The sequence below is a fragment of the Pseudoalteromonas sp. T1lg24 genome (assembly GCF_002964745.1).
GTDB lineage: Bacteria > Pseudomonadota > Gammaproteobacteria > Enterobacterales > Alteromonadaceae > Pseudoalteromonas > Pseudoalteromonas spongiae.
Genome location: NZ_PQCB01000033.1, coordinates 1,334,849 through 1,349,491, shown reverse-complemented (window position 1 = coordinate 1,349,491; position 14,643 = coordinate 1,334,849). Strand labels below are relative to the sequence as shown.

At 40.1% G+C, this 14,643-nt stretch carries 12 protein-coding genes; 8 read left to right on the top strand and 4 right to left on the bottom strand.

The features are described from left to right. The first annotated feature begins 18 nt into the window (after nt 1–18). The 3 genes from C2M30_RS18240 (at nt 19) to C2M30_RS18230 (ending at nt 1,505) form a co-directional block, all read left to right on the top strand. Entirely contained in the window at nt 19–492 is a 474-nt protein-coding gene (locus tag C2M30_RS18240; protein WP_100915332.1) for an NYN domain-containing protein, read from the top strand. Between the two features lie 10 nt (nt 493–502). Then, nucleotides 503–949, top strand: coding sequence for an acyltransferase (locus C2M30_RS18235; protein WP_105172770.1), 447 nt, complete (start codon nt 503–505; stop codon nt 947–949). A gap of 88 nt (nt 950–1,037) precedes the next feature. After that, entirely contained in the window at nt 1,038–1,505 is a 468-nt protein-coding gene (locus C2M30_RS18230) for a nuclear transport factor 2 family protein (protein ID WP_105172769.1), read from the top strand. 102 nt (nt 1,506–1,607) lie between these two features. Here C2M30_RS18230 and C2M30_RS18225 read toward each other — a convergent pair whose 3' ends face one another. The 3 genes from C2M30_RS18225 to C2M30_RS18215 form a co-directional block, all read right to left on the bottom strand. Then, nucleotides 1,608–4,418: a bifunctional aconitate hydratase 2/2-methylisocitrate dehydratase gene (locus C2M30_RS18225; RefSeq protein WP_105172768.1), complete on the bottom strand. Its 2,811-nt coding sequence runs from the start codon at nt 4,416–4,418 to the stop codon at nt 1,608–1,610. 410 nt (nt 4,419–4,828) lie between these two features. Beyond that, nucleotides 4,829–6,274, bottom strand: coding sequence for a hypothetical protein (locus tag C2M30_RS18220; protein ID WP_105172767.1), 1,446 nt, complete (start codon nt 6,272–6,274; stop codon nt 4,829–4,831). Then, nucleotides 6,247–6,870 carry a winged helix-turn-helix domain-containing protein gene (locus C2M30_RS18215; protein WP_105172766.1) on the bottom strand — a complete coding sequence of 208 codons (624 nt, stop codon included), beginning with the start codon at nt 6,868–6,870 and terminating at the stop codon, nt 6,247–6,249. Before C2M30_RS18215 ends, C2M30_RS18220 begins: the two co-directional genes overlap by 28 nt. A gap of 238 nt (nt 6,871–7,108) precedes the next feature. Here C2M30_RS18215 and C2M30_RS18210 point away from each other — a divergent pair, with 238 nt between their 5' ends. The 4 genes from C2M30_RS18210 to C2M30_RS18195 all read left to right on the top strand — a co-directional run bounded on the left by C2M30_RS18210 (nt 7,109) and on the right by C2M30_RS18195 (nt 12,765). After that, nucleotides 7,109–7,306 carry a hypothetical protein gene (locus C2M30_RS18210; protein WP_100915340.1) on the top strand — a complete coding sequence of 66 codons (198 nt, stop codon included), beginning with the start codon at nt 7,109–7,111 and terminating at the stop codon, nt 7,304–7,306. Nucleotides 7,307–7,810: 504 nt separating this feature from the next. Then, on the top strand, nt 7,811–8,536 hold the full coding sequence (locus C2M30_RS18205; protein ID WP_010558955.1) for a TetR/AcrR family transcriptional regulator: 726 nt from the start codon (nt 7,811–7,813) through the stop codon (nt 8,534–8,536). Nucleotides 8,537–8,557: 21 nt separating this feature from the next. Further along, entirely contained in the window at nt 8,558–9,667 is a 1,110-nt protein-coding gene (locus C2M30_RS18200; protein WP_105172765.1) for an efflux RND transporter periplasmic adaptor subunit, read from the top strand. Further along, complete coding sequence (locus C2M30_RS18195; protein ID WP_105172764.1) at nt 9,667–12,765, top strand: efflux RND transporter permease subunit; 3,099 nt, start codon at nt 9,667–9,669, stop codon at nt 12,763–12,765. The genes C2M30_RS18200 and C2M30_RS18195 overlap by 1 nt, the downstream gene beginning before the upstream one ends. A gap of 369 nt (nt 12,766–13,134) precedes the next feature. On the opposite strand, the gene C2M30_RS18190 is transcribed toward C2M30_RS18195, so the two are convergent. Further along, nucleotides 13,135–14,046, bottom strand: a complete 912-nt coding sequence (locus tag C2M30_RS18190; protein ID WP_105172763.1) for a LysR family transcriptional regulator — start codon at nt 14,044–14,046, stop codon at nt 13,135–13,137. Nucleotides 14,047–14,145: 99 nt separating this feature from the next. Here C2M30_RS18190 and C2M30_RS18185 point away from each other — a divergent pair, with 99 nt between their 5' ends. Further along, nucleotides 14,146–14,634, top strand: a complete 489-nt coding sequence (locus C2M30_RS18185) for a GNAT family N-acetyltransferase (RefSeq protein ID WP_105172762.1) — start codon at nt 14,146–14,148, stop codon at nt 14,632–14,634. The last annotated feature ends 9 nt before the right edge of the window (nt 14,635–14,643 follow it).

Sequence of the window (14,643 nt, the reverse complement as noted above, 5' to 3'; positions counted from 1 at the left end):
TAAAATGAACTGATCACTTTGAAAAAAATCGCGCTCTTTGTAGATATTCAAAATATCTACTACACCACACGTCAAGCCTATCAACGCCAATTTAATTACCGTGAGTTATGGCAACAATTATCTAATCAAGGGGAGATTGTACTCGCTAATGCATACGCAATCGCGCGCCAAGACGACCAACAGCATAAATTTCAAAAAGCACTTAAACACATTGGCTTTGACGTAAAACTCAAACCCTTTATCCAACGCGCTGACGGCTCAGCAAAAGGCGATTGGGATGTGGGTATTACTATTGATGTATTAGAGCATGCACCCAATGTCGATGTGGTGTGTTTACTCTCTGGCGATGGGGATTTCGATTTACTACTGCAAAAAGTTGCAGCTAAACATGGTATAGAAACCTGGGTATATGGCGTTGAAAAACTCACCGCACAGTCACTCATTTACAGCGCGAGTCGTTTTCAGCCCATTACCAATGGATTGTTACTTTAGATGACTAGTCATGGCTAGAAAATTGACCCTGAGACAATATGTAAAGCGTCGAAATGGTGTACCGCTCGGTGCATCAGGTTCGCTTTCAAACATGCTTAAAAATGCCCTTGGTGCTAATAACTTTTCGCAGTTTTGGCTTTATTGGAACCCAATTTGGGGCTATTACTTAGCCACAAAAATTCAAAAACCACTAACGCACTTTTTGCCGTACTCTCTCACGCTAATTTTAACATTTAGTATCAGTGGACTACTTCATGATTTAGCGGTAAGCGTAATCAAACAAGAAGTATTTTTTGTTTGCACACCGTGGTTTTTTGTAATGAGTTTAGCCGTTATAGCATCGACTAAATTGAACATTAATGTGAGCAAGTTTACTTTCGTTATCCGAGCATTTATACATTTATCAACCATAGTTATTTGCTACTGGCTAAGTGATTTCATTTTGCGATTAATGTAACAAAATAATTCTAAGCCTTTATTTTTCTTGGCTTTAAAAAATTAAGTCGCTAGATTAGTTGATGTTTATAAAATCAACAGGAACTAAAATGCGCTTAATTATTATTTGCTTATTATCATTTTTAACAATACCTACGGTGTTTGCAGATACAAAAAAAATTGACCTAAAAGCATTCGCCACAGACTACTACAATGCAATGGTTGCAACTCAAGCACCAAACGCAACATCAAAAGAGTTAGAAAATTACTTAGCATTTTTAACCGATGATATAGGTCACACGCATTTACCTTATGTGACTGACGATACAAGACAACCCTATGGCAAAGAAGCAATGCGTAAAGGCATGACGTTTTATTTAGGTGCACACACAGAATACAACTCAAAATTACTCAATGTCTTTGCTTTTAATAACTCTGCCGTTGCCATTCGTTACACATCAAATGCCAAAGGCATTCACCCGCAAAATAAGCAGCCTCTTGCGTATTCAAATGTGATGATGGAAGTACTCGAAATTGAAGATGGCAAAGTCGCGGTTATTCGCAAATACCATGAATAACGGTTCGCTTCAGAGCAGTGATAAGAATACTTAAATGATTCGTTAGATAATAAAAAAGCGCGGTAAGCAGAACTTACCGCGCTTTTTCGTTAAATCGGTTTATTAAACCATTTTAACTGGTACTGCTTGCTCTGAACCGAACTTAGTCGTTAGTTCTTCTTCAAGCGGTGTAAACGCTGTTAGGTCAATGCCTTCAACTGCTGCTGAGTATTCAGCCATAGTTGGGAAACGACCAAGAATTGACGATAGTACTACTAATGGTGTTGAACCAAGTAGTGACTCACCTTTTTTGTCAGATGTATCAGCTACTACACGGCCTTGGAAAAGACGCGTTGATGTTGCGATAACTGTATCACCTGGTTCTGCTTTTTCTTGGTTACCCATACATAAGTTACAGCCTGGGCGTTCTAGGTAAAGAATGTTTTCGTACTTAGTACGTGCAGCTGTTTTCGGATTTGCATCGTCAAACTCAAAACCTGCGTACTTAGCGAGCACTTCCCAATCACCTTCAGCTTTAAGCTCATCAACAATGTTGTATGTTGGTGGCGCAACAACCAGTGGCGCTTTGAACTCGATTGAACCGTTTTGCTTTTCAAGGTTACGTAGCATTTGCGCGATGATCTGCATGTCACCTTTGTGAACCATACACGAACCAACGAAACCAAGGTCAACTGGTTTGCCATCGTAGAAAGAAACTGGACGAATAACATCGTGCGTATATCGCTTAGAAACGTCATCGTTGTTTACGTCTGGGTCAGCGATCATTGGCTCAACGATTTCGTCAAGGTTAACCACAACTTCTGCGTAGTACTTAGCGTTGTCATCTGGTGCAAGTGCTGGTTGCTCACCAGACTTAATACCAGCGATACGCTCGTCAGCTAAGTCGATAAGACCTTGAAGCGTCTTCGCTTCGTTTTCCATACCCTTGTTGATCATGATCTGGATACGGCTCTTAGCAAGTTCAATTGACTTGATAAGTGTCTCGTCATTTGAAATACAGATTGACGCTTTCGCTTTCATTTCTGCAGTCCAGTCAGTGAACGTGAACGCTTGGTCAGCCATTAGCGTACCAATGTGAACTTCGATAATACGACCTTGGAACACGTTCTCGCCGCCAAATTGCTTAAGCATTTGCGCTTGCGTTGCGTGTACTACGTCACGGAAGTCCATGTGCTTAGCCATTTTACCTTTAAACGTTACTTTAACTGAATCAGGAATTGGCATTGCTGATTCACCTGTTGCTAAAGCAAGTGCTACAGTACCTGAGTCGGCACCGAATGCGACACCTTTAGACATACGCGTGTGCGAGTCACCACCGATGATGATTGCACGGTCGTCCACAGTAATATCGTTTAATACTTTGTGGATTACGTCAGTCATTGAGTGGTAAATGCCTTTAGGATCACGTGCAGTGATAAGGCCAAACTTGTTCATGAACGCCATTAATTTAGGAATGTTTGCTTGCGCTTTTGCATCCCAAACTGATGCTGTGTGACAACCAGACTGATAAGCACCATCTACAAGTGGTGAAATCGTTGAAGCAGCCATCGCTTCAAGTTCCTGACATGTCATAGGACCCGTTGTATCTTGCGAACCTACGATGTTAACTTTAACACGTACGTTTGAACCTGCGTGAAGTGGCGTTTCAGATTGCACACCTACCGCATTACGGTTAAAGATTTTCTCAACAGCAGTAAGGCCTTGGCCTTCGTGTGAGATTTCTTTTGACGGTGCGTAAACTGCTGGTGCATCAACGCCTAGCGTTTCAGCAGCTAGCGTTTGAAGTTTCTTACCGAATACAACCGCGTAAGAGCCGCCCGCGCGCATGAATTCAACTTTCTGTGGCGTGAATGCAGATGACACATCTACAAGCTCTTTGTCACCGTTGTATAGTTTCTTCGCTTGGGTATCAATTGTTAATACCGTACCCGTTGCAACTGAGTAAGCTTCTTCTAGTACTGGGTCGCCATTTGCGTCTGTAACTGTTTTACCGTCAGCGTCTACTTTCTTAACCCAGTTTTTAAGGTCAAGACCGATACCACCGGTTACGTCAACCGTTGTAAGGAAGATAGGCGCAATACCATTCGTACCCGCAACTACAGGTGCGATGTTAATAAATGGAACGTATGGGCTCGCTTGCTCACCCGCCCAAAGTGCTACGTTGTTCACACCAGACATACGTGAAGAACCAACACCCATAGTTCCTTTTTCTGCGATAAGCATTACTTTCGCGTTAGGGTGCTTTTCTTTAAGTGCAACAATTTCTTGTTGCGCTTCAGGTGTAATCATACATTGGCCGTGTAATTCACGGTCAGCACGTGAGTGCGCTTGGTTACCTGGAGAAAGTAAATCGGTAGAGATATCACCTTCACCTGCAATGTAAGTTACAACTTCAATCTTCTCTGGAATGTTAGGAAGTTTTGTGAAGAACTCAGCATTTGCGTAGCTTTCTAAAATTTCTTTAGCAACTGCGTTGCCTGCTTTGAACGCATCTTGTAAACGCGTTGTATCTGCATCGTATAGGAATACTTGTGTTTTAAGTACATCAGCAGCTTGTTTTGCAACTGCTTCATCATTACCTAGTGCAAGATCAAGTAATACTGCGATTGATGGACCACCTTTCATGTGTGAAAGTAGTTCAAACGCAAAATCAGCTGAAATTTCAGCAACACTTTCTTCACCAAGAATGATTTCTTTTAAGAATTGCGCTTTAACACCTGCCGCTGGTGTAGTACCAGGAAGCGTGTTGTAGATGAAGAATTTTAATGAATCTTCACGGTGCTCATTTGTTGTATCTTTGATTTGAGCGATGATTTCAGATAGTAGCTCTGCACTATCAATTGGCTTTGGGTTTAAACCAAGGTCTTTTTTACGAACCTCAATTTCTTCCATGTATTCTGTGTACAAACTCATAAAAAACTCTCGACGTGTTTTTGAAAAGATATGAACTAAGTATTTTACATGATTTTTACTCACTCACTAAACTGTCGAGTCTAAAAAACATGAAAAACTCAGTAAATTAATACTAATTGATAACCTTACTGGTCATAATCGTGAAGTCGTCAATAACTCATTGATAATAGTTATTATTACCAAACAAAACCTAACCACTTTGCAACCAATTAAAGCACGTTAATGGGATTACGCAATAGTCTGTTTTATCTGTCGGCTTCACTTTAGATATTCATTTTCTGGCATTGTAACACGAGGATATCACAAGCAGGATTTAGCCAAATAATACCCATTATAAATGAAAGTTATAGTGGAAAGAAAAAATATAATTTAGCTTAATATTTGAACGCAACAGAGCGTTAAATAGCGTTTTACCACCAGATCCGTTCGATATTTATATCTTTCATAATTCTGCTCCCAAGTAATATTTGGTGCTTATTTGTTATGTCCATACTGTGAATATTAAAATTGAGCTTACTGACATCGGCTTCTTTATCACCAGCTTTAAAACGATAAACCGTTTTAATTCGGTCAGTTGCGTAAAAGTAATCATCTACAGAGTTAAATCGCATATTTAAATCGACAATAACATTGTCAGGCAGTGTGACTAATTCTTTAGTGTCTAGATTAACTAAGCCTTTATCAGTTGCAGCATAAGGCACACCATTATTACTGTTAAATAGTGACAATGAGTTTACTGATAATATGGTTTGATGTTCCTCTGTTATAAAATCATAACGCTTTACCCGTGCATCATCACCTTTTTCTACATACAACAAAGTATTACTGTTTTCGCCCCATATGATCGACAATAGTTCTTTGTTCGCTAAAAAATCAACGCTGCGCAATTTACCCGATTCTACATTTAAAATTTCAATGCGGTTATTACGTTCAAACAACAAATGGTTGCTATTTGGGCTTAATTTTAACTTTGATAATGCAGTTGCTTTATCTTCAAAATGGGTTAATTGCTTAACGCCTAATTTGTTACCATACCATACCTGCGGTATGCCACTTCGTTTAGAAATAAAATAGGATTGCTGGCGCTGATTATCGTACTGAATAAAATATGAGTGGTGTTTTGATTCATAAATACTGTACGCATCATGCCCACGGCCAAAGTCATCAACTTGTTTAAAACCGTAATGCTGGGTGTTACCTGTTGTGTAATAAAGATCTGTTTTGCTTCTGTGACTTATATAATAAGGAAACACAAAATCAGGTAATGATAAGCGTTCAACGACACTTGATGAGTTAATATCGATTGTTACGATTTGATCATAATCGATAAATCGCAACGTTTTTGCGTCGACCCAATCTAATGCGAATGAATACGTTGCTGACTTATTTTGATATAGCCTTTTTGACTCTAGCGTTTCGAATGAATGTAAAAACACTTGCACACGCTTATTTTTCTCAAAAATTAAATAAGCCAACCACTTTCCGTCTTGCGACAGCTTTGGCATCGATGGGCCAAACAAATCAGGGCGTGCCGGAACCAAAGCGTGTGATGTTTTGGTTTCTGTATCGTACTTTAACAAGGCTTTTGTTTTTAGTTCGTTATTGCTCGATGTGTAATACAAATAGCGTCCCTGTTTATCGAGCGCTACGTAGCCATCTGTTTGGTAATTACAATCTGATAGATGAGTAAAATCCGAACGAACTGTAAAGCCCGATACATCTGCCAACAGAAACTCGCATTTACCCAAGCTGATATCTACTGCCTGCACAATTATACTGTGCTGCTGATTTTGCCACGCTAATGCGGAAATCATCATTGTTGGGTGAATTAACGTAATTTCTTGCTTATCCGCCATGCGTCTAATATGGACTTTTCTCTCTTTGGTATCTGGATAAGAGCGTGTGTAAGCCATAAAGGCTTTATCAAAACTAAATAACGGAAGCATTTCAGCGCGCTATCGTTAGTTACAAGTTCGGTTTTAAAATCTGCTGTCGCCACATAATCGCTACTTTGTTTTGGCCAAAAATACCAACAAAGTTGCCCAACAACCAACAGCAATACACCAATAACAAGCAAAATATTTGGACGTGCATTCGTTCGCGTTGGTTTCTCTTTTTCGTTAACTTCAGTGTTTTGAGTTTCAATTATTTTTGGCTGTAGTTGTAAGCTATACCCTTTACGATAATGGGTTTTGATTAGCGGCGCTTCAAGCTCAGAATGCTGGAGTTGTTTTCTCAATTCAGACATTGCACGATTTATCGCATTGTCATCAACAAATGATTGCTGCCAAACATTATCAACCAACATTTGGCGAGAAATAATTTGCTTTGGATGTGCAATAAAATACCGCAATAACTTAACAAGAAGTGGGTCTAATTCCGTTTTAGTATCATCATTCGATAGCAAACATAAATCGCTATCAAAAAGCCAAGGTCCTAACTGATAAATCACGTTGCTCGCAGTTAACAAAAAATAAACGCGATATTAGCATAACTCACTTTATTTTCTATAAGTAATATTATTTATTTAAAAAACAACCAAATAAGATTTCGTTTAACACATTGAAATAAATAAGCAATTTCCAGCCAAACCTTATATTTCACGATATAATAGTTTGATAAGAGACAAGGATTAATTTAATCGGCATCATGGCCCCACAAACGTAATTTATGTAAAGCGGAAACAACCAATGTCACTTATTGCACTTATTTTTTCAGCACAATTAGCGTTACCTGAGGTTAATCAAAATGAAGTGTTACAAGCTTCAAATACAAACCAGTACACACAAACAAAGCAGACGAATACGCAACAAGTAAAAAAGAAGCAAGTTGAAAAGAAAAAAGACACTGGTAGCCTGTTTTCAGTGTCCTTTAAGATTAGATTTTAACAAATTTTAATATCTAGCTTTGACACAATTAAGCGCTCGTGTTTTCGACATTAATTCATTGACATTTGGGTTCCAGTTTAAGTTTGTTTAACATTGGGTAATTTTGAATTTACTTTGCCACACAAATTATATTTAACGAATGTTTAAAACAACTAAGCCCATAAGTTTCAATTACACTAAGCATTTTTAATTAACGGTACACAAACAGTATAAGTTCACGCCCCCTCTGCGATAACAGCAATATAAATCGAATTTCATTTAAACTTGTGCATTCAAATCAGTTTCTTACCTTTTACCATGTGAAATCGACTAAACAAAAAGTAACAAGACACGTCCAAACATACCTTCATTAATATTAAGTTAATTAGACCCTAATAACTTATCCTAATTTGTAATTAACAAGCGCAACATTTTAATTGACATTAACCTTTGCTGAATTAGAATAACGCCATTCGAATATCATTCGAATGGCGTTACAAAAGAAAATGAGCAAGAGGTTTAGTAATGGCACCAGCACCAAAATATAGCCTGCAAGAGCAGGAAAGAATGATCTTAAATGCCGCAGAACAGTGTATTAACGAGTCGTCAGTTACCGACTTTACGATGGCTAAGGTCGCGCGTTTGGCCGGGCTTTCTATGGGTTCTGTATATAAGTTCGTGCAGAGCAAAGAAGATATTGTGCTTGCCCTTGCCTATCAGTCATTTGATCACGTATCAAAGGTTTTTGAACGTGTGCTTAGCTTGCCTTTATCAACGCCAGAAAAAATGCTCGCGGTATGTTTAATATCCCCTAAAGCCATGCAACGCTTTGAATTTGATTACGAACTGCAATCTTATTCAACCAATAAAGCGGTTATTCAACGCGCTTCTAGTCGTTGGACTGAAAAAATGATCGACGCCTGTAACTGTTGTGAACAAGGTTTTAAATTAGCCCTTTCCGATGGCATCAGTGCAGGCGAGCTGCAAAATGTGCCTAACCTAAGCGAAGTGATTGAAGAAATACTCATTAGTGGCTGGGCTATAACTGTTGGCTTTGAACAAGTACAACGGGTTAAACAAACGCAAGAAATCGTCGAAGGCACAGACTCATTACTTGAGCCATTGCCGCTTAATCATCCTATTATTAGAAGCACAGTGCGTTTGCTTAATAGTTATCCATGGAAGAAACCCATCGATGATGACTCACTTGTCACCATCGAAAACGAATTAAAGAAATTAACATTGCGTTAATGCAATACAAACGGAGAAAGTATGAAAATTAAACGCTGGCTCGCAGCCATTATCCTTATACTTGTTGTTATCTCGGGACTAGGCTTCGCCAAGTTTAGTCAAATTCAAGCAATGATTGCCTTTGCCGAATCATTTCCTGAACCTTCCGCATCGGTGAAAAGTACCTATGCACAGCCAACTCAGCACATTAAAACCGTAAAAGTTATTGGCCAAGTGCAAGCACCGAATACACTAACCGTAAGCAATGAATATGCTGGCAATATTACCAAAGTAGGTTTTAAGCCGGGTGATATAGTTGAAAAAGATCAGTTGCTTATAAAACTTGATACCAGTATCGAAGAAGCCAACTTAAGTGCTGCTAAAGCACGCCTTACACTTGCAGAATCAACCCTATCGCGTGTTGAAAAGTTGTTATCGCAAAAACGCATTAGCCAAGATGAAGTGGATAAAGCGCTGGCAAATGTCAATGTTGCTAACGCTGAAGTGGCTAATTTAACGTCAGTTATTAATAAAAAAACCATTAAAGCGCCGTTTGCTGGTCGCGTTGGCTTAACACAATATCAAGTCGGTCAGTTACTTGATGTCAATAGCCAAATCACTACTTTGGTTGGCTTAAATGATAATATTTGGATTGATTTTGCTGTGCCACAAACCCTACCACGCTTAGCAATTGGTGATGCCCTAAGCGTTGCACCGGTAAAGCAGCAAAAGTCAAACACCGCGTTAACAGCTGAACTTATCGCTATTGCGCCAAATATCGACATAAATTCACGCCAGCAAAGCTATCGCGCCATTGTAAACAATCAAAATAAGCAGTTACATCACAACCAAATGGTGAGTGTGTTTGTACCAATTGAAGTGATTGACGCAGTAGCAGTACCGACCAATGCAGTAACACGCAGCCACTTCGGTGATTTTGTTTATAAATTAGAGAAAGACGATAAACAAAATTGGCGCGCCAAGCCAATTAAAGTAGAGCTAGGCGACAAAATCCAAGACCAACAATTAATCTTAAGTGGTTTAAATGCCGGTGAGTTTATTGCCAGTGAAGGTGCGTTTAAACTAAAAGAAAACCTCTTGGTTTACACCACAGAAACTGCTGAAAGCACAACGCACACTGGAGGCTTGTAATGAGTTCATTACACGAAAACAAGCCCTCCTTTATGGACATTTTTGTCAATCGACCCGTGTTGGCAATTGTACTGTCAGTATTAATTGTGCTCGCGGGTATTAACGCTGCGCAAAAAATCTCGGTACAACAATATCCGAAAATTGAAAGTGCCTCGTTAGTCATTAATACCGTTTACACTGGTGCATCAGCCGATGTTGTAAAGGGCTATGTTACCGAGCCTATTGAGCGTGTCACCTCTACGGTTCCTGGCGTAGACTACGTTGATTCAATTACCACAGCAGGCCTAAGTAAAGTAACTGCGTGGCTTGAACTAAACCACAATACTACCGATGCTTTAGCAGAGCTCACGACTAAATTAAATCAAATCAAATTTGAACTGCCAACGGGCGCTGAAGATCCGGCAATTCAAATTGTACGTGCCGATAGCCCGTACGCGGTGTTTTACCTGGATGTGCAATCGCAAGGTTTACCGCGTAGCGAAGTAAGTGACTACCTAACCCGTAACATCGTGCCGCAAATGAGCGATATTGATGGCGTGCAAAAAGTAACCCTTGAAGGTGGTCGCGATCCAGCGATGCGTATTTGGCTTGATACCGATAAACTCGCTGTTTATAACGTGAGTGCGGTTGATGTGTTTCAAGCACTGCAAGCTAACAACACCATTGCAACATTAGGCTACAGTGAAAACAACCGTCAACGCATTGATTTAATGGCTAATACGTCATTGAAAAGCGTTGCTGACTTTGAAAACCTCATCGTAAAAGAAAGTGACGGAGTGCAACTTCGTCTTGGTACTATCGCCAATGTCGAAATTGGCGAAGCCGAAGGCATGGTAACAGCGCGTTTAGATGATCACGATACGGTATTTTTAGCAGTTTGGGCGCTGCCAGGCGCTAACGAAATTGTAATTGGTGATGCACTTTATAAAAAGCTAGATCAAATCAATGAAGTATTGCCAAACGGTATGCACATTGAAATTGGCTACGATGGCACGCTTTATATGCGTGACTCAATTAAAGAGATTTTTACCACGCTGGGTGAAACCGTACTACTTGTTGGCATTGTGGTTCTTGCCATGATGGGCTCATTTAGAACGGCTATGGTGCCACTTATCACCATTCCTATTTCAATTTTAGGTGCGATTGCCGTTATTTATGTGGTTGGTTTTTCACTTAACCTGCTGACAATTCTTGCAATTGTGTTATCCGTTGGCCTTGTAGTAGATGATGCCATTGTGGTCGTTGAAAACGTAGCACGCCATATGCGAGAAGGCAGACCTCGCTGGCAAGCGGCGCTCATTAGTTCACGTCAATTGCTTGTGCCAGTAATCGCCATGACCTTAACCCTTGCGGCAGTGTACGCCCCCATTGGCTTTTTAACGGGTTTAACGGGTTTCTTATTTAGAGAGTTTGCGTTTACCCTCGCCATTGCTGTACTTATTTCCGGTGTTGTTGCAGTTACTTTATCACCCATTATGAGTGCGTGGGTTAACGCAGAAGGTGGTAAAGAAAGTAAACTAACGAAAAAAGTAAATAGTTACTTTGATAAGTTACAAAATTTCTACTTTAACGCATTAGACACCCTATTTAACTGGCGTGCTCAAGTGTTCTTCGTCGCTATTGTGTTTTCATTGTTGTCGGCACCTTTTTATCTTTTATCACAAAAAGAGCTCGCGCCAATTGAAGACCAAAGTAGTATACAAGTGGTTGTTGAAGCGCCGCCTGAATCATCGCAGGCGTATACTTCAAGCAAAATGAATGATACCGCTGAGGTAATGAACGCGACTGAAGGTGGTCAGTTTACCTGGCAAATTATTACTGCCGCGGCCGGTTTTGGTGGCGTTGAACTAGCACCCTATGAAGAACGCGAAAACTCGGTGCACGACTTACTGTTTGACCTTTACGGTCGACTAGGCAGTGTAACGGGCTTAAGTTTGTTCCCAATTCTGCCAGCGTCATTGCCTACCGCAGGACAGTTTGACGTTGAAGTTGTATTGCGCGCGAATGATAAGCCAGAAACTATGAAGCAATACGCCGACGAGATTATTGCAAAAGCAAACGCCAGCGGCAGCTTTATGTTTATTAATACCGACTTAAAAATCGATTTACCGCAGGCAGAGCTAGAAATCGACCGCGAATTAATCGCCGATTTAGGGTTAAATTTACAATCGGTGAATGATCAGCTGAGCATTTTAATGTCGAACAACTTTGTTAACTATTTTAATAAAGACGGCAAAGCCTATCGCGTGATCCCAATTGTTGGCGATAATGAACGCTATAACCCTGAAAATATTCTCGATATGAAAATACGCACCGGTAGTGGCGAACTTATTCCTGTGTCGTCATTTGCAACATTACGCACATTTACCAGCCCGCGCGTATTGGGCTCGTTTAACCAACAAAGTTCATTTCGAATTTTAGCGGGTGTTTTACCTCATATCACCAAAGAGCAAGGTTTAAGTACTATTGAACAAATTGCAGCTGACGTTTTACCAAAGCATTATTCTATTGATTATGCAGGTGAATCACGCCAACTTCGTAAAGAAGGTAATACCATGGTTGGCGTACTGTTAGTATCAATGATTGTGGTTTACTTCCTGCTGACAATTCAATTTAATAGCTTCCGTGACCCGCTTGTTGTATTACTTGGCTGCGCGCCTTTAGCACTTGCTGGCGCACTAATGTTGCCATTTTTATCATTAACTACGGTGAATATTTATAGCCAAATTGGCCTTATTACCTTAATCGGATTGATTGCAAAGAACGGTATTTTAATTGTTGAATTTGCGAATCATTTACAGCTTGAAGGTAAATCTAAACTAGACGCTGTAAAAGGCGCTGCCGCAACACGTTTACGCCCAATTTTAATGACCACAGGTGCAACCGTACTCGGTCACTTCCCATTGGTACTCGTAACAGGCGCGGGCGCTGAAGCGCGCAATAGCATTGGTATTATTTTGGTTGCCGGAATGTTGATTGGTACCTTCTTTACTTTAGTGGTGCTGCCGCTACTTTATGAAAAAATAGCAAAAGATCACCGCGGCGAAATGGAAACAGAAGAAGCGTTATCTCTTACGCAATTTCAAACTAGCCTTTAATAAAAAAGCCAGTCAGAAGCCCTGACTGGCTTATTAGCTTATACCAACTCTGTTAAGTCTGTGATCAGAGATAGCGCTGGATAAATGACATAGTAACAAAGCGGAATTTTTCTTATGTAGTTGTTCTACATTGATAAATTCTAACGCAGTTAGCCTGACATTTAGTCCGCTAGGATGAATAACGACTTATACCAATTCTGTTAAGTCTGTGATCAGAGATAGCGCTGGATAAATGAACTGGTAACAAGGCGGAATTTTTCTTATGTAGTTATTCTACATTGATAAATTCTAACGCAGTTAGCATGATATTTAGCCCGCTAGGATGTTCTGCTACTTAAGTGAATTGGTATTAAGTGAATTGGTATTACATCACGATTCAATAAATAACTTCTCAACTTCACCGACAAACCAATTAATTGCTGCATTATTTGATTTGGATACATGCCAATACAACTGTAAATGATAATTTGGAATATGAATTGGTGGCTTAAGCACCTGTAATTGCAATTTATCAGCCACTAAGGTTGCTATGCGTTTAGGCATGGTTAGTACATATTCGCTGTTAGGCACTAAATACGGCGCAACCAACACACTTGCCTGTTGGCAGCTAATTTCACGGGCCAAATCTAAGCTTGCAAGCACATGATCAACCACACCGGCATTCTCACCCCACGGTGCTATTAAAATATGCTTATGCGCCAAAAATTGTTCAAGCGTAATTTGATGTTGAACATGCGTATTATGTTTACACGTTACAGTTACATACTCATCACTTAGCCAGGTTAAGTGCCTAACGCCTTCCATTTCACTATCTTGATGTTGAAAGCCCAGGACAAAATCCAAATCACCTTGTGATAATTGCTGCTTAACGGGCAACGGGCTTGCAGGCAACACTTGCAATTTAACCTTAGGCGCTACGGTGGCAAAGTGCTTGGTTAATTTGGGTAGTAAACAAAATTCTGAAAAGTCGGTTGCAGCAATACGAAAGGTTTTTTCGCTTGTTAACGGTTCAAAAGGCGTCACACTACTTAAGCCTTGTTCAATAAGCGGCAGCGCTTTTTCTGTATGCTGAGCTAATAAGTGCGCGCGCTCTGTTGGTTGCATATAATTGTTTTCACGAATAAAAAGTGGATCGTTCAGGCTTTTTCTTAAGCGTGCTAAGGCGTGACTAAATGCAGACTGGCTAATACACATCTCATCTGCGGCTTGGCTAACCGAGCCCGTTACGTAGAGTTTATGAAATAAAATAAGTAAATTCAGATCAAACTGTTTTAGATTCATATACCATGAGCACCTTTCATATATTTATGATTATTATGCACTGGTTTCATTAGCGCGTTAATCTTAAACTAGCAAAAAAGTTTAAACGATGAGGTTTCAATGAGCTTAACAATTCGCCCGGCAACACTAAGCGATGTCGATACAATTTTGCACTTTATTAAAGAGTTAGCAATATACGAAAAGGCAGAACACGAAGTATTAGCAACCCCAGAGACCATCAAACAGAGCATGTTTTCTGAGCACTCTGGTGTTTACGGTTTAATTTGCGAATTAGACGGTCACGCCATTGGCTTTGCCGTATTCTTTTACAACTATTCAACCTGGCTTGCAAAACCAGGGTTATATCTTGAAGATTTGTACGTATCACCTGAATACCGCGGCAAAGGCGCGGGCATTGCGTTACTTCAGCATTTAGCACAAATTGCTGTTGAAAAAGGGTGTGGCCGCTTTGAATGGAGTTGCTTAGATTGGAATACCCCATCGCGTGAATTTTATGAATCACTTGGCGCTGAGCCTCAGCATGAGTGGATTGGCTATCGTATGAGTGGTGAAACGTTAGAAAAATTTGCTGAAAACGGAAAATCTTAAAACCAAAGC